Below are 22,367 nucleotides of genomic sequence, written 5' to 3' on the forward strand. Positions count from 1 at the left end.
CTTTAATTGTCGGCAAGTATAACGTTATGTTTCTCTAGCCAGATTGGTTTTGCATTGCTTTCAATGTAGGCCATATACTCGGCGCGAACTTTAGGGTCGTTTGATAAACGATAGAGCAGAAGTGCCGCTTCCAGACCTGTATGAATATTATATTCTAATCGTGCCTGCTCAAATGCTTTTTGAAGCAGTGGTTGTGCGATTTTGCTATTGCTATTATCTGCAAGATGAACTTTAGCTTTTAGTACTAATTTTTTTGCACTTATCGTTGGCTCTTTAAATAAACCAAGAGCGGTAGAAAAGTCTTGTCGTTCAGTATAATAAATAACGAGCTTTTCGAAAGCACTATCTTGTATCCAATAGTTATCCGCAGTTCTTGGAAGAGCCAATATACGTTCGAGATAAGGAATTGCCTTTGCCTTATCACTAGCGAATAGAGCAAAATGATAGTAGATCACGGCAAAATTTGAGTCATCGAGATCGTGCTTTAATAACAGAGATTGCGCATCACTCAAATGTTGATATTTCTTTTCATCGTTAAAGGTTTTTTGAGATAAGATAGAATATAAAATGTGTAGTTCGAACAGCGTTAGTGGGTCCGCTTGTTTCTTTCCGAGAGCAAGGCCTTGTTCCAAAACATCAAACACAGCATCGTAGTCACTTTGTTCGTAATTAAGCCAGGCGTTAGTTTTGATGTTTTCGAAACTTAAAGCCCACAAAGGCGTGTTAGCCAAAATAGCTGACATGGTGTTCAGACTGTTGGTTGCCTGTTCAAACTGCTGGCGCATCTTGTAGATTTTTCCAATATGCCAGTGAGCTTTTGCTTGATAAGCACTCGAAGCATAGGATGAGTCTAAGTGGAGTAAACGCTGTAAATAGGTTAACGCCACATCAAAGTGCTGAATATTAATGTAATGATCGGCAAGTAATAACAACACATCAGGATCACTGGGAGCCTTCTTGTTCATAGACAGAAGCTGGTTGATATCTAGTTCGGCCATAGAGTGGCTAAACAACCCTAGCTGTTCTAATTGGTTTAATCTTTCTGCTAATACCTTTGCTAACCTATGAGTATCTTTCGCAAATAGATAACTTTGCCAATGAATGTTATTTCGTGACAAACCAAAGTGTATGAAGGTGCCTTTATCCGAAGAATAGGTCTTGCCCCAGAACAACCAATCCTGAGCATCTAAGCGGGCTTGCTGCCAGCTTAGTTTAGGCGTCAAAAAAGACTGCCTTGATGTTAGTCGGTGATCGGTTTTCGCAATCTTGGCTGAAAAAGCAGTGGTTTGTTTAAGGGCCTGTTTAAAGATAGCACTGAAGCTTTCTTCCGATGGTTCTTTATCCTCAAAAGTATAAAGAGAAGCCTGATCCTTTTTCGAGGATTGATCGGTATAGTGAAAGGCAAGTCCCATCAGCAGACTTGCTGCGATGGCAGTCGATACTATTAAATATTTAAACTTGTTTGAAGTGTTTTGACGATTGGCCATCTGTTCCTTTTCTGAAGCACTGGCGCTATCGCTTATGGGGTCGGTTGGTAGAATAGGGAGCTGCCACTGATAGCCCTTTTTGGAGAAAGTCCGAATAGCCGCATCTCCAAACACACTTCTTAGTTGGCTGATTGTCTGAAAAACAACCTGTTCAGAGACGACTTTATCTTGCCAAACGCAGTTTATGATGGCTTCTTTACTATGGATCTTATCTGGGCTGGATAAAAAGAAGTCTAATAAAAGTGCCTGATTCCGCTTAAGTGGAATCAGCTCGTCGTTTTTGTACAAGACGAGCTCTTCTCGTAAAAAGCGATAATCTGCAAATCTAATTTCCATGGAACGACTTCTGGTATGCGATGGTTGATAGTAAGATTTTAACTGAAAAGGCTGTGAAGCCAAAGTGAAGGTACAAGAGTAGAAAAATGAAGGGTAACAAGACGTTTAGCGAATGTTGAGGTCGTATGGGAATGTTGTGGGTTATCGATGTTTATGAGTATTACAGCGCACTCTATATTGGAAATGAATTTGGTAGTCAGGAGAGTTATCATTGATTTCATAAAGACCTATTAGCGACTATTGGGTTACATTTGCCCACGGGTTTCTGTCTTCTATCTTCTGCTCGCAGAAAAAGTTTTAGGAATATTCCTTGCTGTTTCTTTGGCCGTTGTTATCGCCATCACCTATGTTGTCATCAAAGCGTATATTTGGAGTAAATACGATTACTGGCATTTCAATGGCGATTCCATTGTTCGAGTGAAGCAAGCCAACTTAACCATTAGTGTATCAGAGATAGAGTGCATTCGGTTTGGTCTACCACCTTTATCGGGCAGCAGAGAAGGACTTATTAAATTATTGGATGGTAGCCATCATTTTAGCTTTGTCTCAATAGCGGGGTTGCTGACGGTCGAAATAAAGTTTTAAAAAGCTTTGCTTTATTTGATTACAAGTGTAATACTAAATCTGTGTTTACGCTTGTAATCGATAAGGAAAGGCCGCAATGAAAATCAGCGATTCAGAAAAATACATCATGGATGTGCTATGGAAGTCATCACCTTTAACCGCTAAAGATATCATCGACAAGCTGGATAAATCTTTGGAGTGGCAGGATAAAACCGTTAAAACTCTGATCAATCGTTTGCTAAAAAAGGAAGTCATCGGATTCGAGAAACAGGGACGTCAATACCTGTATTTCCCACAAATGGCAGAAAGTGAATATGTTGAAGAAGCCAGTGATAGTTTTGTCGAACGGGTGTTTAAGGGCAACGTAAAGTCATTAATTGCGGCGTTTGCGAAGTCAGAAAAGCTTTCACAGGATGACATCAAGGAATTAAAAAGTCTGGTGAATCAACTGGATAATAAGAAGGGAGAGTAACGATGTCGAATGAAATCGTTGAGTTAATTTATGCAAAAGTAGTAGGGCTTTCGTTTGTGTTGATAGCTATTTTGCTAATTCGTCCCTTAATTCTAAAGAAAATGAATGTCGGAATTGCATATCAATTATGGCTAGCAGTTCCAGTATTTCTGCTACTGCCAAACTATGACTTTAGTCAGGTTGAAGCTGCAAACACACTGACTGTCTATTTAAGTCCCGAGGTTTCTTTACCTAAACTGGAGCCTGTATTACAAAATTATTCCATTGATATGTTTAGCTGGCTGATGCTTGTTTGGTGTATAGGATTCATCTTTACTTTCAGCTCTTATATTGCGCGCTACATAAAATTATCTCATTCACTAGTGGAGTCTAATTTTACTCCTTCAAATAATCAGCTTAAGAATGCTCTTATTCAGGCTGACACAAAATTCAAGTTTGTCGAAACTCCTTTAGTTAATTCTCCAGCAGTTTTTGGGTGCATAAAGGCATTTATCATCTTACCAACGGGATTCTCAAACTTATCTGATAAACAGCAAGAAATTATCCTTAGCCATGAACTTTATCATTTGAAACGGCGTGATCACCAAATCAATCAAGTTCGAAACTTCGTTAGATGCCTGTTTTGGTTCAACCCACTAATTTATGTAGCTGATAAGTACTTCGAAGCCGATCAGGAAATGTCATGTGACCTGGGTGTATTAAGCAGTTCTCAAACGATTTCTCCAAAACAATACGCGAGTGCGCTGCTAGATGAAGCGGTGGCGCAAAGTAAAACAACATTATTAAGTCAATGGAACTATGTGTTTTTAATCAAAGAGAGGATCAAAATGATAGGAAAAAATCGAAATAAATTCTGGCATAAGTGGATTGTAGCAATATTTGCTTTTACTTCAATTGGATACGCAAGCATTATCGTTGCAAAAAGCTCGCATTCAGCTTTAGAAGCGGAACCACTCAACTTTGTTTACCCTCGTTATCCCATCAAAGCAGCAAAAGCAGGTATAGAAGGAAAGATTAAGTTTCAATTTGATTTAACTAACGAAGGAAAGCCGGTAAACATTAAAATCTTAGAGTCAGTGCCTGAAGGAGTATTCGATAAAGATGCTTCAAATGCATTTAATCAATGGACATTTGATGTGTCGAAACATGCGAAAACAGGACTAGTTTATACATTAGATTTTAAACTACCTAGGAATGCGATTCCGGTCACAGTGGTTAATCCTGCATACCCGCGCGAGGCAGCGAAAAGTGGTGTAGAAGGCTCAGTTCAATTTAAGTTTGATTTGTCAGATAAAGGCCATCCAATAAATATAGAAATTACCGAGTCAAAGCCCAAAGGTGTCTTCGATACTCCGGCTCTACATGCAGTCAAACAATGGACTTTTAGAGGTCCTTTAGAGATCTCAACAGACTTGATATACACCATGGAGTTTACGCTGGGCTCAGGAGGCAAAGACTCAAAAGAAAGCTATCTAAAAGAAAAAATGCTTAGAGAACTTAAAGTCGAGCTAAGAGATATCGAAAGTAAGAAAAGAGACAATATCGCTTTACTGAATAAGAAAAAACAAAGCGGCGAACATGAAATCGTTAAAAGTGTTGAAAACTTAATCGCTCAACTGGACGAGATGGCAGCAGAAATAAATAAGGAAATAGAGAGGTTAGAGTAACCAGATCGTTTCACTGTATTTGGGAATGTTTTCAATCTTGGAGCTGGAGCATTAACACTCCAGCCTTTGTTCTTGTTACCTACTAAAACTTAACTTTTGAGTTCATAAGAGCTGTTTGAAGAAGGCGATATTGATGCCTTGGATTGTACTAGCTGCAAATTGAGAGCTTTATCCAGACCATCAACGTGTTCGTAGAATCTGCCTGGTTTTTAATTTCGGATTGTTGGCGACGCCATTACTGAGACCGTTTTATACTAGAATTTTCTATGTAAATGCGTACTAGTCCATGGACATTTTAGAATATTACTATATGGTGTGTCTAAACAGCTTACTTGTGTTAACTTGGTCGTGCATGTAACCTTGAGATAGTCATTTATAACTTATTCAAATTGGCAGTAGTAAGCTTTGATTTTATGAGGTTTTCTAACCACGATATTAAATATCTAATGGAAAGTATAATGAAAAAACTAATAATAACTGCTCTTTTAGCTTCGACTTTTATTCTACCGGTTGAAGGAAGTGGCAAAACAAAAAATGTTGAGCTGTCAGGTATTAAGTTGTCTGTTCCGATCGATAATCTTGTTACAGAAACTTCATCAACTCAGTTAAAGGACACACTTTGCTACTCTTCTAAGGCGGGCTCTATTGCATTGGATTTTTCTCAAGAAGCACAGGCTCACCTTAAGATTTCTAAAGAATACCTGCCTAGTTCAAAAGACTTTCCTGTATTGTTAAGCGATTCATGTACAGAAGATGCTAAGCAACTGAAGGGAATCAAAAAAACAATCGCTCAATATAATAGGAAAGCCCAACTCGTTGACGAGAAAAATAATGTATATCTTTATGAAATTCATCGAAATACATGGTATTTGGTTAAGCATGGAAGTAAAAACGATGAGAGTATTAAATCAGTTGTAGGCACATGCAGCAAACTGGAATCGACCGTAATGTGTAGCACGCGGTTGAAGAATAAGTTGGACCTTCACTTTCATACCAAAACAAACAATATCAAAGATGTATATGCGCTAAGTTCCTTTTATTCTTCTCTCATAGAAAAGATGGCGCGATAATTATTATTTTAAGCTTTGCATGTTCGGCTTCTTAAGTTAGAAGCCGGCATTACCTCTTCACTTAGACAAACTGCGTAGCCAATCTGTTCACTGTATTATTTATAATCATTGACCAACTCACCATTAGAAGATTGCTCATATTGAGGGTACTCATCAGTGATCTCATAAAAGTCACATTTTTCACCAACAAAAATATGACCCATGGTTTTTAGCTGAGTCGGTTGATCCAGAGTTCCGGCAATAATACCTGTAGCGTCGAGTTCAAAGGGTTCCCAAAACAGGCCTGATCCACATTGAGAGCAGAATCCTCGGCGCGCAATATCTGATGTTGCGTACCAGGCGAGCCCCTCAGATTGAGTGATCTTAATATTAACCTTTCGTGCTTTGGTGTGAGGGCCAAAGTTACCGTGTAACTTTTGGCACATGCTGCAGTGGCAGTTTACAACGTCTCTAAGAGGGCCTTTTACTTCATATCTCACTGCGCCGCATAGACAACCACCAGTAGAAGTCATGTCATTTTGCATCAGATGTTTCCTTATCAATCATGTCTACTCAGTAATCTACTACGGAATGCTCTCTAACACTACTTTGCTCGGCCTTTAACCGTAAATGAGATGAATGTCTGAATTTTATCCGGAATCAGGCTCAATTGAGAGGCTAAATAGGATTTAGCATTGAAAGATCGGTGGATTGGCGAAAACGTTATAGTTTTTGTCAGCCTGGTTATACCTCTAATGACACGATTGGTACTAGCATGAATTTGCTTTGAACATTTTGGTATGTTGAGAGAGCCGTTTATACGCTTACTTCTAAAGGAATAGAAATTCAGAAAACTCACAAGGTTCATAAGTTAAAAAAACGGGTTCCCTCAAAACGAAAGGTTCTTTGCGCATTATGCATCATTACTAAAAGAGGAAAAGACAATGAAAATAAGGCGAAGCACTAGCATGTTAATGAGTCTGGTACTTCTGGGGTTATCTTCGGTAAGCGCCCAAAGCGAAGAATTTGCTAGATTCTCTTCATCAACGGTTGACTACGGAGATTCGGTGACACTTTCCTGGGGTTTTGTAGAGGTTCGTCCATACAGTTGTACCGCTACAGGTATACCAGGAGCTCCCATTCGTGGTGGCAACACGGGAAGTCATACCTTTACCGCTACGGAGTCCACGGTCGCCAAGGTGAGTTGTGTCAGTTATAAACATCCTAATCAGTTTTTTACCAAAGAATCATCAGCAACACTTACAGTTAATGAACCTAAACCAGAGATAACGATTAAGTTTCCTTCTGTTGTCCCGGTCAATCAGAAAAACATTCTTGAAGTGAGCGCAAAATATCATGATTCCTGCAAAGTGATTGTTTCAAGACCTGGGTTTACCAAAACCTTTACAGGTCCTTCCGCTACTTATGAAGTCACTTATAAAACACAGGGGATCACTTATATTGAGGTTGACTGTGATGGATCAGGCGGCAACACCTTTAAGAAGAAAAAGGTCTTTGTAGGACCTCCTGTAGCAGCGAAAATTCTGCACTTTTCTAATAACGATAACATTAATGGATTTGCGAATTTAAGTTGGAACTCGATACACACGGCAAGCTGTTCGTTGGCAACGGGTAATCAAAGTGTTGGGGTCGATCTTAATGAGGTTCGATACTCTGTAGATACTCGATACAGCTCTAAACTTTATACACTGACATGCAGTGGCAATGATACTCACGCAACTAAATTGCTTTATGTTCCAAAATATGAGGACAACTGCGGAAGAAAAGGCGATCCTCTTCCGTTTCCTTGTGAAATACCCAAACAAGCTCCTGTTCTCGCAAAAATGCAGCCCCAAAGCGGTGTTGATGCAGACTTAAGTGCTCTTGCTGACTTAGGTATTAATATCAAAACAGGGAACATCTTGGTCCACAAACTCGATATGAATAGTGATTACTATAAGGATCTTATTGTTCAAGATACCAAAAACCACAAGCTTTATGTTTTACTGAATAAAGAGGGGATATTCGATAAAGTAGACTTAAAAGTAGAAAACTTCTTCGACATGAGGCAAATCAATTCCTTAATAGTTGCCGCAAATAACGAAGTATTAGCCGACTTTAATTCACCCAATAAAGCCGAATAAGTCGGGCCGTAGACTAGACTTCAGTCAAAGTGTTCAGAACCAGAGCCAATGATGGAACGGCTCTGGTTCTGGCTATCATGGCTTTTTGTATTTATCTATTGGCATTCAGCCTAATCGTGCGCTTCAGATTTAACTCAATACCTTCAAGTCTTTTCCTGAACACAGTACGGAATAGACATTCAGCTCAGAAAAATGCTGAAACATTTAACTGCCTTATAACTATTCTTAATTAAAATGATATTGTGTATCATTTTTCCCTGATTGATGTTAAGTTATCCAAATCTAACGATTTATATCGAAAAATAAAGGTTGAGAGATTAGTGTGCAGCGCCATCTACCTCCTTTTAGGGAGATTATCGTCGCTCGATTGGGTGCTGCGTTGCACACTACTTTTTTTTAAATCGGTTGCTTACTTAGGGTATGATGCCATCAAACAAAAATGAACTGGTTACTAACTAGGTAAGTATTAGAGGTATATAAGATTGAATAAATTAATCCTGCTGATATTTTGTACTATTTCGGCTTTTGCTCAAGCGTCTGGTGTTGTTCAGACAAAAGGGGATTTCATTGATAAGTTTCGACAGCTAGATGAAATCTTACCCACTCCAAATCGTTATCGTAATGCCGCCGGAGAGCCTGGCGTGGCTTATTGGCAGCAACAAGTCGATTATAAAATCAACGTTACTTTAAACGAAAAAAAACGCGCTTTAAAAGCGGAACAGTGGATTACCTACCACAACAACTCTCCTTATTCACTTAGATATCTATGGTTACAACTTGATCAAAACCGATTCAAGGCGGATTCTCTGGCCGAGCGCTCTGTAGAGTTTGGTGGTCTTGGCCGCCGTGGTCCTTCGACTAAAAAGGTAAAAGGCAATTCACCTGCTGGGATCAGCATTGCGCAATTACGTCGACAGCAATGGCTTGCCGATAATGAGCCTGGTTACAAGATCCTCTCGGTGAGTGACCTTAATGGCAAAGCTCTTAAATACACTGTAGTTGGCACTCAAATGCGCATCGATTTGCCAACGCCTTTAAAGCATGGCGAGCAAACTCAATTCAAAATGGAGTACGCCTACAACATCTTAGAAGAGAATGCCGTGTCTGCTCGTGCAGGTTACGAACATTTTCCGGATGATGCGCGCAAAGGCGGCAATGATATCTTTTTACTGGCGCAGTGGTTCCCTCGACTACAGGCGTATAGTGACTACGAAGCTTGGCACAATAAAGAATTTTTAGGTCGTGGTGAGTTTACTCTCGAGTTTGGTAACTACGAAGTTAATATCACCGTGCCTGCGGATCACATTGTTTCATCGACGGGTGTTTTACAAAATCCCAAAGACGTTCTCACCAAAAAGCAACGTGACCGTTTAGAGAAAGCTAAAAACGCTAAGCGTCCTGTCTTTATCGTCACGGCAGAAGAAGCCTTAGAAAACGAAAAAGCGGGCACCAAAAAGACCAAGACCTGGACTTTTAAAGCAGACAATGTTCGTGATTTTGCCTGGGCTTCTTCTCGTAAGTTCATGTGGGATGCAAAAGGTTACAAACAGGGCGGTGACATTGCGCCGCTTGTGATGGCCATGTCCTTCTATCCTAAAGAGGGCGGCGATCTGTGGAAGAAGTATTCAACGGAAGCCGTTGTTCATACGATGGAAGTCTATTCGCGCTATTCTTTCGATTATCCTTATCCTGTTGCACAAAGTGTTAATGGACCAGTTGGTGGCATGGAATATCCCATGATCACCTTTAACGGCCCGCGTACCACTTTGCAAAAAGATGGCTCTCGAACTTATACCCTGGCAGAAAAGCGCTTCTTAATCGGTGTTGTTATTCATGAGATTGGTCATATTTATTTCCCTATGACAGTGAACTCTGACGAACGTCAGTGGACCTGGATGGATGAAGGCATCAACAGTTTCCTCGATGGTGTTGCAGGTCGAGAGTGGGATCCTGATATTCCTTGGGGTGTAGAGCCTAGAGACATCGTTGATTATATGAAGTCTGACATTCAGGTTCCTATCATGACACAGTCTGATAGCGTGCTTAAGCTAGGACCTAATGCTTACACCAAGCCTGCTGCAGCATTGAATATTTTGCGTGAAGTTATATTAGGTCGCGAGCTGTTTGATTTTGCTTTAAAAGAGTTTTCGCAGCGTTGGATGTTTAAACGTCCGACACCTGCTGATTTCTTCCGTACTATGGAAGAAGCTTCTGGTGTGGATCTAGACTGGTTCTGGCATGGTTGGTTCTATACAACGGATCATGTAGATATTTCTATCGACAAGGTTTACAAGTTGCGCCTGGATACTAAAAACCCAGACATTGACTTCGACCGTCTACGACAAGAAGAACTCGACAAGCCGACTTCACTTTTTGTAGAAAGAAACAAGGCAGAAGGCAAAGAACTTTGGATCGATAAAAACAAAGATGTTCAAGACTTTCATGATAAAAATGATCGCTTTACGGTGACCAATAAAGAGCGCAACAAGTACCAGCAATTTTTGGCCGACCTAAAAGACAAAGAGCGAGAAGCGCTACTTCGTGCGATTAAAGAAGACAAAAACTATTATGTTGTCGACTTTTCAAACCTTGGCGGTTTGGTTATGCCAATTCTGTTAGAAGTGACTTACGATAACGACGAAAAAGAATTGATGCATTTCCCTGCAGAAACCTGGCGTCGTTCACCACATGCTGTGAGCAAACTTATCGTTACTGATCGCAAAATCAAATCTCTGACTTTAGATCCTCAGTGGGAAACAGCCGATGTGGATATTGAAAACAATTTTTACCCACGTCGTTTTATTCCATCCAGAATCGAAGCGTTCAAAGACAAGAAAAGAAAGCAGATGGAATATCGAGACATCATGCAAGATATCAAAACGAAGGTGAAAAAACCGACTAAAAAGTTGCATAAGAAGTAATGATGAAATTAATACGACTCGACATCGCGTTGGTTCTTTGTTTTTTGATGGGTGTTGCTTGCCAGGCGCAAGCACACCAACAAAAGCAAGCAATCTCAACCATTTTATTTAATGAACGCACTGGCAACATCGAAATTGCTCATCGCTTTTATATTCACGATGCTGAGCATGCGGTAAAGCGCATTGTAAATGGGCCCGCAGACTTGATGAAAGATAAAGACGTTCAAACGGCTTTTGCGACTTATGTTACTAAGCATTTCGCGATTAAAACTACCGAAGAAAAAGTTTTATCTCTTAAACATCTAGGGCAGGAGGTAAAAGGTAAATTCTTCTGGGTTTATCAAGAAGTGTCCGTCCCCGATACTCTCAAACAATTCGAAATTCACTACGATGCTCTTATGGAAATTTGGCCGTCGCAGCGAAACATCGTCAATATTGAAGGAGTAGGAGATATCAAGTCTATTGAGTTAACTTCGTCTCAGCCTAACAAGGTTATCAAACTTTAATAGGCTGTCAGAGTGCGTGAAAGGGAGAGGCTACCCGGTTACTAATTGTAAAGGACTTAACTCTCCCTGTTTTTAACAATGGAATGAGCAATAAAAACTATTAGTGATATTGATAATCATTATCATTAATGTAAAATATCCTCACTTTTTTAATCTATTTAGCAGAGTTTTTTGTTTTAAAAAACTTCTACCATCTCGGAGTTATAAAGTGAGTACATTAGACATAATGTATCGGCGAAAATCGCTTCTAGTTTTACCACTTTTGTTTATTAATATTAGCCTCGTTGCCAGCGATAAAATTGAACACGGCGAAGACGACGATGAAAACAAAATGGTTATAGTTGGTCGTAGCGATAAACGTCTAGGAGAAGATATCTCAGCCTCACAAGGCAGTATTTCTCGTGGTGAAATAGAGCAACGTCCTGTATTACGAACAGGAGAAATTCTTGAGTTTGTTCCGGGAATGGTTGCGACTCAACACAGTGGTTCGGGAAAAGCCAATCAATATTTTTTGCGTGGCTTTAACTTAGATCACGGAACTGACTTTAGCACTTCTGTTGAGAGTATGCCTGTTAACATGCGTACCCACGGACATGGACAAGGTTATACCGATCTCAACTTTATCGCTCCTGAGTTTGTCCAACGTATTGATTATCGCAAAGGTCCTTATTACGCGGAGGATGGAGATTTCTCTGCCGCAGGTACTGCTCGTTTCCATCTGGCGAATGACTTTGAGCGTTCTATGCTCCAATTGGAATTAGGTCAGGACAATTATCAGCGAAGTGTTATTGCTCATGAGCTAGCCCCGTCCGCTAATAAGCGTTTATTAGTCGGCTGGGAAAATCACAGTTATGATGGCCCATGGAGCACTATTCAGGAAGACGTGAAAAAAAATAACGCGCTGCTTAAATTTGTCAGCGATACCGATTCGCGTTTATTTACTATCACTTTTCTGGGTTACGAGAACCGTTGGAATGCTGCCGATCAAATACCACAACGTGCCGTATCACAGCAGTTAATCGACAATCTGGGATCACTCGATACAGATGTGGGTGGAAAGTCCAGTCGCTACAGTCTTTCTGCACATTTTGATAACGGCGATTGGGTAGCTGACGCATACTTTGTTGATTCTGAGTTATTGCTGTTTTCAAATTTTACCTATTTTCTAGACGATCCTGTTAATGGTGATGAGTTTGAGCAGGTCGATGATAGAAGGATTCTGGGTGGAGAGTTGAAGCGCCTGTTTACAACTGACATTGGCGATAATCATATTCACCAAACGGTGGGCTTACAGTATCGGTTTGATGATATTAAAAACGTTGGTTTGCATAAAACTCAACAAAGGCAACGTTTAAGCACTGTTCGTGAAGACTCCGTTGAAGAGTCCTCTATTAGCTTGTTCTGGAAAGGCGATATCGATTTTACAGACGCTCTTATGGCTAACCTTGGTATTCGATACGATCATTTGGATGTTAAGGTTAATAGCGATAATCCTTTGAATAGCGGTAGTGCCGATGATGGTTTGCTAAGTATTAAAGCGGGCTTAAAGTATCAGTTAAACAGTCAACTCTACAGCTACTTTAACATTGGCCAATCATTCCATTCTAATGATGCTCGCGGAGCGACGATTACCCTTGACCCGGTATCGGGTGATGCTGCAGACAAAGTGGATTTACTCGTTCGTGGAGAGGGAGCAGAACTGGGCTTATACTACGCTCAGCAAGATCAATACAACCTGTCATTAAGTTTATGGTTTCTCGAACTTGATTCAGAGCTACTTTTTGTTGGCGATGCAGGCAACACAGAGGCGGGTAGAGCATCGCGAAGACAAGGGCTGGAATTTACGGGCTACTATTGGTTCAACAAAGCCTTCAGCGCAGATGTTGAATTAGCCTGGTCTCATGCTCGTTTTCGCGAAACCGCTGACGGAGAGGGCAACCGTATTGAAGGTGCTTTACCATTTGTTGCCAGTGTCGGTATTAACTGGAGCCCGGCAGATAACTGGCGCACAAGCCTCAGATTACGGCACTTTGGCAAACGCCCATTAGATAGCTTTGCCGAGCAAGAGTCTGACGACTTTACTGTTACTAACTTTGCCATCACGCACACGCTTTCATCTTGGCAAATCGACGTTAAGGTGCTGAATTTGTTCGATAGCGATGACCATGATATCGACTACTTTTATGCTTCTCGGTTACCTAGTGAAGATGCCGCTGGTATCGAAGATAATCACTTCCATCCTATCGAGCCTCGAACGATGAGAGTTCAGGTGCGATACCTGTTTTAGAGCTCGCAATCACAATGAAGCGACTGAGTGATTAATATTGGGCTCAGTCGCTTCAGACAAAAGTTCTGCTTATTTTTGCTGATGCTAGATTTTACATTAAGAACATAAACTCCTTTATTTTCATTGGTTTGAATAGAGCTTCTCGAACTTACATTAATTTGGGTTGCCATGAGCTTCCCCAAAAACTAGGCCCATAAAGTAGCTTTATTTTTAAGCAATGTGGAATTCGACCTCAAAATAAGAATCTGTAAATGAGAATTAGTTACATTTAGGCGTTGAATCGGTTATCCTACGTCTATGGGTAATTAGCTCAACTATTTTAATCAGATATTGAAGTCGCCCCGATGTCTGATGATTTTTGTGATGGGCGGTAGGAGAAGAACTTTGAAAAAGTTAGCGCTATTATTATTTGTCCTTCCTTTGGCTATGAATGTTCAAGCCGGTGGAGAATCAAAAGAAAAACCCGTTCAGCATATTAAAGTGAAAGATGTCACTACAATGCAAGATGCTAAAAAAATCTTCGTTGAAAAAACATCAGATATCAAGAGCAAAACCAAACTGGATGCGCAAGAGTTGCAACAGATCCACTTTATTACTTACACGCTAGAAAAAAGCGTTGCTTACTACGCAGAAAACTTAAAGGGCGATGAGCAAAAGCTAGCGAAAGAAATTGCTGACGTTGTTGAGAACATTCACATCAGTTCAGAAAACAATCGTCAGAAAGAAACGAAGAAACACTTAGACACTTATTTTAAGCTGGCTGAAAAATTCGTTTCTCATCTGTAATTGGTTTCTAGAGTTCAAGCAATTCACTGCTGTTTGAACTACGGCGAAGACCTTTGTCAAAAGTTTTCGCCTTTTCACCTATTTGCTTGAAAGTAGCTTTACAATGTTATTGCGTATTTCATAGAGCGTTGATTTGTTTCCATCGCTCGACATCAAAATAATTGTATAATCTTGCTCAAAATTATGGTGCTTCAAGGTGTGATGATTTGGATTTGAGCCATCATGCTCCCAGTACTTTAACTTTCCTTCCTCAGACGTATAATAGCGCCCGAAATCAAAGTAAGCTCGATTGTCTTTACCTGATAGCTTATCTCCTGGAAGGAAGCGCTCGATTTCAGCAAAGTCTACTAGCTGTCCTTTGTTTAACGCATTTTCGAACTTCAACAAGTCTTCTGGCGTTACATAAATACTGACTCCCTTTAAATAAGTCGGGTAATCACCGTAAACTTTGTTTTTTGATTCCTTACCTTTTGTCTCTTGCTGATAAGATGCGTTCATTGATGCGATCTTAAATATCGACTTGTTTAAAAAGTCGATATAAGGTTTTTCTGTTATTTTCTCTACCAGTAAAGCTCTGAGAATGACATTTAAGTTAGAGTATAAATAGCCTCTCCCAGGTTCGAATTGTATTTTACTGTTCTTAATTTGCTCAATAACTTCAGAAGTTTGTATGTTCTTTTTCCATTTGATTCTTGGCAATCCTGAGGTATGAGTGAGTATATGTTCAACGGTTATATTTTCACTTCCTTTAGGTAAGCCCGTTATGAAATGAGAGATTTTGTCATAATACCGAAGCTTTTTGTCTGCGACCAACTGCATAATGGAGACAGTGGTAAATTCCTTTCCAACAGAGCCTGGGCTAAATAAATGCTCATCATTAATGGGCATTTGTTTGTCTTTGTCTGCAAATCCGATGTTTTCATGCAGTAAAACTTTTCCTTTTTGGCTGAGCAGTAGGACGCCGTTAAATCCGGTACCTTTTATTGACTTTAACAATGTGTCTTTGTAGCGATTGTCAGTGGCTGATGCTTGGCTAAACATGAGTAAGGCAAAAAATACTAAGCCTATTTTCTTCATTAATGACCCATCCGTTTCTTATTGTGTTTTTTAGTGGCGTGATACTGCCATGTGAATGCAGCGATTTTCACTCAGTTTTCAAATGCTTGCAACATCTGTGAACGGATTTCAAAGAGCTACGGGGTTAACGTCATTTATTGGAGGTGGGGTAAGTTGTGAAGTGCATCGGAGGGACGCAGGTTGGCTTCTATTCTTATGAAGTACCACACTTGCATCTAAAAACGATAAGTTAAGGGCTATTCATTCAGCTTGTATCAGGCAATTACTGTTGTTGGCATCATCAAAATCTTTGATTTCGGAGATACAACTGGTACTATGCGCCCCGTGTCATCACAGTGAATGACAAGAACCAAGGGGTGCTAAGCGCTGAGATCCTTAATAAAGGGAACCCTTGGGCCTGTTGTTTTTTGGATGATTGTTTTTGCCACAACTAAAAGCAAAGAACATCATTGAAAGCTCAATAGGCCCTGAAACCTGATCCGGGTAATTCCGGCGTAGGGAAGGTCATAAAGTGTACAATCCGTTAGATGCTCATTGCTACCTATTAAGTGTCCGTTTTCTTGCCGTAAGACCTGATCTTTTCATCGAACTAATACGAAGAGATCCACATGAATAACATTGTTAACCCTTCACTATCGACATTATCACTTGCTGTTATTTTGGCGCTATCGGGCAAAGCTTATGCCGAAGATAGCGATACAGAAAACGAATCTAAAAAAGACGAAAATCGAGTTGTTGTAACAGCTAACTTTCGTGCTAAAGACATACAAAATCTTCCAGCCAGTGTCACCGTACTATCAAAAGAGCTCGTTGAAAAACGTCAGGCTCAACATCTTGAAGACATTCTAAACGCAGCTGCTAACGTTAACTTTGCCAGCGGTGCCTCAAGAGGCCGATTTGTTCAGATCCGTGGGATTGGCGAAAGAAGCCAGTTTAGTGAACCCGTAAATCCATCAGTCGGCTTTGTTATCGATGACTTTGACTATTCTGGTATTGCGGGCGTCGGCACATTATTTGATGTCGAGCAGGTAGAAATTCTGCGTGGACCACAAGCCACTGAATTTGGTGCCAGCGCAATGGCCGGTATGGTAAAAGTTAAAACGGCTGATGCCGATGAGCATCAAACCACTCGATTTACCGCAACGGTCGCGGAGAAAAACACTTGGTCATTAGGCGGAGCGACGGGTGGAGAGCTAGCTGAGGATCTTTTCTTTCGAGTTGCGATTCAACAATACAAAAGCGATGGCTTCATTAAAAACATTCATCTTAACCGTGACGACACCACTGGCTACGATGAGTTCACTGGTCGTTTAAAACTCAAATATCGTATTTCGCAAAACTCTACTCTTGATGTGCATTATCAGCGCATTGATATTGACAATGGTTATGACGACTTTTCTCTGGATAATGATGGCTTAACTCGATCCGATGAACCAGGGTTTGATCAGCATAAAACCAATGCTTTTGGAGTCAAGTGGCAGCATGAGGTAAGTTCAGGGCAGTGGGTAGCTATTGCCAGTCACTCTACCTCTGATCTTGGCTATGGTTATGACGAAGATTGGACGTTTGTCGGTTTTCACCCTGATGGATACCAATCTAAAGATCATTACCTGAGAGACCGAGACACCACCAGTGTTGATCTTCGCTTTTTGTCGAACCAGACCAGTGCCCTGTTTAATGGAAGCACTGATTGGGTAGCTGGAGTTTATCTGCGCAACATCGAAGAGTCTTTATTGCGCCAGTATACTTTTGCTTCCAGCGATTTTTCCAGCCAGTACAAACCGCAAAGCCGTGCGGTCTATGTAAATACTGAAACAGCATTAACGGACAAAGTGTCGTTGAATGTAGGATTGCGAGCAGACAACTATCAAATTGATTATGCCGACAGTAGCGGTTTCAGTAGTCAATCTGACGAAACCATTGTGGGCGGGAAAGTCGTTGCTAATTATGCCATGGGAACCAGCGACCTCTACACCAGTATTTCTCGAGGTTATAAAGCAGGCGGTTTTAACCCTGACGAGCGAGTCTCACAAGACAAGCGACTCTTTGAACCTGAGTACAACTGGAACTATGAACTAGGTCTTAAAAATCGTCTAGCTGATCTTAATGGCTATGTGCGCGTGGCGGTTTTTTATATGGATCGAGAAAATACTCAAATCAGTGATTTTGATGTTCAGACCCGCCCTGACGGTTCTTCTGACTTTATCGATATTATTGATAACGCTGATGTGGGTAAAAACTATGGTGTTGAATTTGAGTCAGGTTTTCAGCTAACCGATAACTGGCGTGTTAACGCAAATATTGGTTACCTAAGAGCTTCCTTCGAAGGTTACCAGTTAGCGAATGGCACCACGGTAGAAAAACAGGATCAGGCGCAATCGCCTCGCTATACTTTTAACATGGCTTCTGATTTGGCGATTACTGACAACATCAGCTGGTATCTTGTGGTAGAAGGAAAAGACGATTTCCGTTTCTCTGATGGACACAACGAAATGTCGCCATCTTTCACTTTAGTGAACACCAGCCTGAGTTATCAATTGGAAGATTGGCAACTTTCATTGTGGGCGAAGAACCTGCTTGATCGAGAATACTATGTTCGTGGATTTGGTGGATTCAGCAATGATCCCCGAGACGGTTATTCACCTGCAGAACCTTACTTCCAATTAGGCAACGGCCGTCAGGTCGGGTTAACCTTAAACTACTCTTTCTGAGGAAACTGATATGAAGCTGGTAGCTGAGATTTCTCTGTACCCATTACAAGAAGATTACGTTGCTCACATTTTAACGTTTATCGAACGTATCAATGAGTATGAAAATCTGGAGGTTCAGACTCATGCTACCTGCACCATCATTAAAGGCGATTATCAGCATCTTATGTCAGTACTGGCGACAGAAATGGAGCGCAGTCATCAAGAAGTAGGGCAAGCCATTTTTGTTTGTAAGTTTTTAAAGGGTGATAACATAGTCTTATGAATGATTTCTTTACGCTACTCATCGAGCAGATAACATCACAATCCGGTTTAGAAGTCGTAGCAGTGATCACTGCCATCGGCTATGTTTGGTTAGCCGCACGACAAAGTATTTGGTGCTGGCCTTGTGCCTTGGTAAGCACAGGCATATATGTTTGGTTGTTCTGGGAAGTGTCGCTACCATTCCATATCTTTTTGAACGCCTATTACCTGGTCATGGCGGTTTATGGCTGGGTGAAGTGGAAGGGGGCGAGCAATGAACCATTGCAGGTCGTCAGCTGGTCACTACTGACTCATGCAAAGTGGACAGGGCTGGTATTTATATTAGCTTTAGGCATCAGCATGTTGGCCGCAACGCAACTTGACCCAGAATATGTTTATCTGGATGCGTTTGTCACAGTGTTTAGTCTGTTTGCAACAGTTTTGGTGGCTCACAAAGTGTTAGAAAACTGGCTTTACTGGATCGTCATTAACTTATTTGCGTCTTATCTTTATTTTGAAAAAGGCTTGGCACTCACTAGTTGCCTATTTGTTCTCTATACGGTGTTTGCTATTTACGGGTACTTTAGTTGGCGTAAACATCATGTCCAAAGTATGTCGCCACAGAATACGTGAAAACAAAGTTTAGAGGTTGCATGGTGAATACTCGTCTTCAACACATTCTAGCCGAATTGCAAAGTAGTGGTAACTTTGAAACGCCGCTGACCATTCAGCCAGTTGCTGGAGGCGAAGTTAATCATAGTTTTGTGTTGCTAAGTGGCGAACAACGATTCTTTCTTAAGTTGTTTGAGCAAGATGAATTACTGCCTGCAGGCCGTGATGCACAATATGAGTTGCAGTTGCGGCTTTCTAAGCATCATTTGGCGATGGAGCCTGTCTATTTTAATCATGAGCTTGGTTGTCAGGTAGAAAGCTGGTTTGATGGTGATAACTTGCTTAAACTTGATGCTGCCATCGAGCAAAAAATCGATATACTTGCCGAAACTCTAGCGGCCATTCACAATACAGATATTAATGCTCAACCATTGCCGCTACCAGAAGTTTGGCAACGTTACATTGAAGCTGCGAAACTCGATATTGATCCTAGTTTAAGAGACAGAGTCGAACGAGCCGAGCGAATTTTTGCGGATACTAAGACAAGTTCAAAGGTACTTTGTCATAACGACCTATCCTTGCAGCATGTGGGCCTTTCATCAAGTAGAATGGTTTTTGACTGGGAATATGCTGCGATGGGTAATCGATATTTTGATCTTGCTTCTTGTATTGATGTTAATGGTTTCGATGGTTCTCAGGCTCAATTGCTGCTTAACAAGTATTGTGGATTCAGTGGTATCGAAGAAGAACATGCCTTGGCTTCTACCTTGCAGCAAGATGAACTCGTGAAACTTACCTGTGAGTTATGGTTTCGAGTTGTTGGGCAGGAAGGTTAAGCCTCAACATCAGATTGCTTTGATAGACTATAAGAGTAAGGACACTCCCAAATCTTCAGTTTATAACCAACTTTCATTTTTTTGAGATGATTAGTTATCTAATCTCATAAACAAACATTGAACTGTGATATCGTTCTCCCGTTTTCAAGCGTTGAACAACAATAATAATCACGTTAAGAGGTTTCTCCTCGCTCTCACCAAAATCAATATAACGCTAATAAAATGGATGGATGCAATGGTTAAACTACTCAGTACTTTTAAATATCTGGCATCGATATTTATTATTTTTTTATCGCAAAATGCTTTGTCAGTCACTTTATACCAACATGGTAACTATGGCGGCTACGCCGTTACTCTCACACCTGGGGATTATGATATACAAGCTCTGCTAGCCAGAGGAATGAGAAACGACGATGTATCGTCAATTAAAATTCCAGATGGTTTTATGGTTATCGCATATCAACACGGCGACTTTAAAGGGTGGGAACTACCACTAAACAAGAATACCCCTTGGGTAGGCAATTCATACAACGACCAATTGTCGTCTATTCGAGTCGTACCCTGTCTTAAATTTTATGTTGATGCTGGCTATCGAGGAGCTGTTCAACAAGTGTGTTCTTACGGCAAAGGAAACGTTCGTTTTAACAACAATATTTCTTCCATTAAGGTGCCTAAAGGACACAAAGTTAAAATGTGTGACAATGCGATAGGGCAGCCTGCTTACTGTCGAACCTATTTTGAAGACATTCGTAATGTGGGAAACATGGTTAATGATGCCTATACTTCCTACGAATTTTCTCAGTTTAACAAGAATGACTTTACGATGGTGTTTGCTTCCGATCCACAGATAGGTTTCTGCATTTCTAAAACTTGTCTGGACGGTCCTGGCAGCTCAGAGGTGGCTAACCAATGGCATATTGAGAGTATACGTAGACACCGAGAGTCAGTAGGCACTGATCATTTCGCTGGTATTGTGATTAATGGCGATATCACTAACATTGGAAACTATAAGCAGTTTAAAAAATACAATTGGCACTGGGAAACCGATAACCGATTTAACATTTATCCGGGGCTAGGCAATCACGATTATAAAAACTATGCGCGTGATCGTAAGGGAAGAGCCGCTGAATATCTTGATATTTTTACTGATCGGTTTGGCTCCATACCTACGGAGCACTTCGATCATCGTAGCAATGACTCAATCTTGAACAATCGTCATGATGGAAGTCTCGCATACTCTTTTGAAATCGGAGACTATCACTTTGTTCAACTCCACCAAAATCCTGCGTATTCTGTAACCATTGATCCTACGCTTTATGAGATGACTACACAAACGTATGGTCGACGACAAAAAGTACATCACTTTCATATTAATCAATCGTTGAACTGGCTCGATGACAATTTGCTTCAAGCAAAAGGTAAGACTGTCGTCCTAAACATGCATGCATTAATGGCTGGTGACGGGCTTTATAACGGTCATCCCGACTGGACTCGATTCATTCGAATTTTAGATAAACACCCTCAAGTAAAAATGATCTTTGCCGGGCACTTACATGATTTAATTGGCAGTGACAGACGAGAATATTATGATAGTGAAGGTACTTATCATCCTCCCAAGTCAATGGATTATAAGATCACACTCCCCAGTGGCAGAAAAGTGCCGGTTTTCTTTAATGGCTCTGCGATGACGAGTCGTTATTTGTCTGTTCGCTTTTTGCCTAGCAAGGTCGAAATGACCACCATCAACAGCGAAAATCATAATGTTCAGGTTGTAGGTACTGAAACCCTTGAGTTTGTTAAACCTGAATACGAAAAAGTCGCGATCAAAACCTTGAAGGGTTATTACTTTAGAGCTGAAAATGGTGGGGGCGCTAATGTTAGAGCAGACAGACTAAGCGCTCGCACTCACGAAAGATTTCAACTGATTCCTCTTCCAAATAATCAAGTGGCTTTTAAAACCTCTGAGGGGTATTACTTGTCAGCGCGCGATAATGGTAACTTGATGGCGAATGTCAAAGTCATTGGCCCTTGGGAAAAGTTCAAGATTGAAGGCATTGGCAATGGTCAGGTGGCAATCAAAGTTCATACTGGTCGCTATTTCTCAGCAAGAAGCAATGGTAACGATAATGTTTCGAGCGATGCGACTAAAAATGAGCCGGGTTGGTATGCTTTGGATATTATGTGTGTTCAACATTGTAACGCGCAGAGTTACAGTGAGCGCGTTTTCCCGCGGGTTAGCATCCGTAACTCGCATAATAAGTATTTACGCGCAGAAAACGGAGGCGGTGGTAATGTTAAAGCTGACCGCACATCGGCTCGAAGCCACGAAATCTATACCATGGTGTCCTACTTGGATAAGAATGGACAGGGTAAAGTTGGCTTTATGACACACAATCGGCATTTCTTAAAAGCCGACCGTAATTCTTATTATCTAGATGCGAGGTCTAAGAATTTAAGTCATTGGGAGTTCTTTAGAAGAGAGCATCTAGGAGGAAATCGCTATCGTCTTAAAACAGCCCATCACTGGAATGGCCGAAACAGATACGTAGTTGATAGAGGTACGAACGTGAAGATTGATGGAACTGACTCTGACGGAGGCATCATTGCTTTCGATATAATTACACGGTAGGTCTTACTGATTAGGAGCAGGGCATCTATAGCTTTGCTCCTAG

17 protein-coding genes and 1 riboswitch are annotated in these 22,367 nt (G+C 40.9%); of the genes, 14 read left to right on the forward strand and 3 right to left on the reverse strand.

The features are described from left to right. Window positions 1-2: 2 nt before the first annotated feature. On the reverse strand, window positions 3-1,823 hold the full coding sequence (locus NH399_RS08580) for a winged helix-turn-helix domain-containing protein (RefSeq protein ID WP_253038894.1): 1,821 nt from the start codon (window positions 1,821-1,823) through the stop codon (window positions 3-5). A 240-nt stretch (window positions 1,824-2,063) separates the two neighbouring features. On the opposite strand from NH399_RS08580, the gene NH399_RS08585 reads away from it, so the two are divergent. The 4 genes from NH399_RS08585 to NH399_RS08600 all read left to right on the forward strand — a co-directional run bounded on the left by NH399_RS08585 (window position 2,064) and on the right by NH399_RS08600 (window position 5,596). Continuing rightward, the gene (locus NH399_RS08585; protein ID WP_253038896.1) at window positions 2,064-2,408 is read left to right on the forward strand and encodes a hypothetical protein; all 345 of its coding nucleotides are present in this window, start codon (window positions 2,064-2,066) and stop codon (window positions 2,406-2,408) included. A 76-nt stretch (window positions 2,409-2,484) separates the two neighbouring features. Next, on the forward strand, window positions 2,485-2,859 hold the full coding sequence (locus tag NH399_RS08590; RefSeq protein WP_253038898.1) for a BlaI/MecI/CopY family transcriptional regulator: 375 nt from the start codon (window positions 2,485-2,487) through the stop codon (window positions 2,857-2,859). A gap of 2 nt (window positions 2,860-2,861) precedes the next feature. Further along, on the forward strand, window positions 2,862-4,526 hold the full coding sequence (locus NH399_RS08595) for a M56 family metallopeptidase (protein ID WP_253038900.1): 1,665 nt from the start codon (window positions 2,862-2,864) through the stop codon (window positions 4,524-4,526). Between the two features lie 458 nt (window positions 4,527-4,984). Further along, window positions 4,985-5,596 (forward strand): hypothetical protein, encoded by a 612-nt coding sequence (locus NH399_RS08600; RefSeq protein ID WP_253038902.1) that lies wholly within the window; start codon window positions 4,985-4,987, stop codon window positions 5,594-5,596. 95 nt (window positions 5,597-5,691) lie between these two features. On the opposite strand, the gene NH399_RS08605 is transcribed toward NH399_RS08600, so the two are convergent. Further along, window positions 5,692-6,120 (reverse strand): GFA family protein, encoded by a 429-nt coding sequence (locus tag NH399_RS08605; protein ID WP_253038904.1) that lies wholly within the window; start codon window positions 6,118-6,120, stop codon window positions 5,692-5,694. Window positions 6,121-6,519: 399 nt separating this feature from the next. Here NH399_RS08605 and NH399_RS08610 point away from each other — a divergent pair, with 399 nt between their 5' ends. From NH399_RS08610 to NH399_RS08630, 5 genes are all read left to right on the forward strand, one after another. Then, on the forward strand, window positions 6,520-7,719 hold the full coding sequence (locus NH399_RS08610) for a hypothetical protein (RefSeq protein WP_253038906.1): 1,200 nt from the start codon (window positions 6,520-6,522) through the stop codon (window positions 7,717-7,719). A gap of 482 nt (window positions 7,720-8,201) precedes the next feature. Next, entirely contained in the window at window positions 8,202-10,640 is a 2,439-nt protein-coding gene (locus NH399_RS08615) for a M1 family metallopeptidase (protein WP_253038908.1), read from the forward strand. After that, window positions 10,640-11,146 (forward strand): DUF6702 family protein, encoded by a 507-nt coding sequence (locus NH399_RS08620; protein WP_253038910.1) that lies wholly within the window; start codon window positions 10,640-10,642, stop codon window positions 11,144-11,146. The genes NH399_RS08615 and NH399_RS08620 overlap by 1 nt, the downstream gene beginning before the upstream one ends. A 208-nt stretch (window positions 11,147-11,354) precedes the next feature. Beyond that, the gene (locus NH399_RS08625; RefSeq protein WP_253038911.1) at window positions 11,355-13,433 is read left to right on the forward strand and encodes a TonB-dependent receptor domain-containing protein; all 2,079 of its coding nucleotides are present in this window, start codon (window positions 11,355-11,357) and stop codon (window positions 13,431-13,433) included. A gap of 384 nt (window positions 13,434-13,817) precedes the next feature. Further along, window positions 13,818-14,219 (forward strand): DUF6746 family protein, encoded by a 402-nt coding sequence (locus NH399_RS08630; RefSeq protein ID WP_253038912.1) that lies wholly within the window; start codon window positions 13,818-13,820, stop codon window positions 14,217-14,219. Window positions 14,220-14,297: 78 nt separating this feature from the next. On the opposite strand, the gene NH399_RS08635 is transcribed toward NH399_RS08630, so the two are convergent. Further along, window positions 14,298-15,296 carry a serine hydrolase gene (locus tag NH399_RS08635; RefSeq protein WP_253038913.1) on the reverse strand — a complete coding sequence of 333 codons (999 nt, stop codon included), beginning with the start codon at window positions 15,294-15,296 and terminating at the stop codon, window positions 14,298-14,300. 342 nt (window positions 15,297-15,638) lie between these two features. Continuing rightward, window positions 15,639-15,814, forward strand: a riboswitch (TPP riboswitch). A 90-nt stretch (window positions 15,815-15,904) separates the two neighbouring features. On the opposite strand from NH399_RS08635, the gene NH399_RS08640 reads away from it, so the two are divergent. The 5 genes from NH399_RS08640 to NH399_RS08660 all read left to right on the forward strand — a co-directional run bounded on the left by NH399_RS08640 (window position 15,905) and on the right by NH399_RS08660 (window position 22,324). After that, window positions 15,905-18,007, forward strand: a complete 2,103-nt coding sequence (locus NH399_RS08640; RefSeq protein WP_253038914.1) for a TonB-dependent receptor — start codon at window positions 15,905-15,907, stop codon at window positions 18,005-18,007. Between the two features lie 10 nt (window positions 18,008-18,017). After that, window positions 18,018-18,269: a YkoF family thiamine/hydroxymethylpyrimidine-binding protein gene (locus NH399_RS08645; RefSeq protein WP_253038919.1), complete on the forward strand. Its 252-nt coding sequence runs from the start codon at window positions 18,018-18,020 to the stop codon at window positions 18,267-18,269. After that, window positions 18,266-18,880: a nicotinamide riboside transporter PnuC gene (gene pnuC / locus NH399_RS08650; RefSeq protein ID WP_253038921.1), complete on the forward strand. Its 615-nt coding sequence runs from the start codon at window positions 18,266-18,268 to the stop codon at window positions 18,878-18,880. Before NH399_RS08645 ends, pnuC begins: the two co-directional genes overlap by 4 nt. Window positions 18,881-18,900: 20 nt before the next feature. Next, a complete protein-coding gene (locus NH399_RS08655; RefSeq protein WP_253038923.1) occupies window positions 18,901-19,695 on the forward strand; it encodes a phosphotransferase in 795 nt (264 codons plus the stop codon). Window positions 19,696-19,930: 235 nt separating this feature from the next. Next, the gene (locus NH399_RS08660; protein WP_253038925.1) at window positions 19,931-22,324 is read left to right on the forward strand and encodes a metallophosphoesterase; all 2,394 of its coding nucleotides are present in this window, start codon (window positions 19,931-19,933) and stop codon (window positions 22,322-22,324) included. Window positions 22,325-22,367: the final 43 nt, after the last annotated feature.

Origin of the sequence: Pleionea sp. CnH1-48, assembly GCF_024124665.1 — a bacterium.
Classification (GTDB): Bacteria; Pseudomonadota; Gammaproteobacteria; order Enterobacterales; family Kangiellaceae; genus JAMXSB01.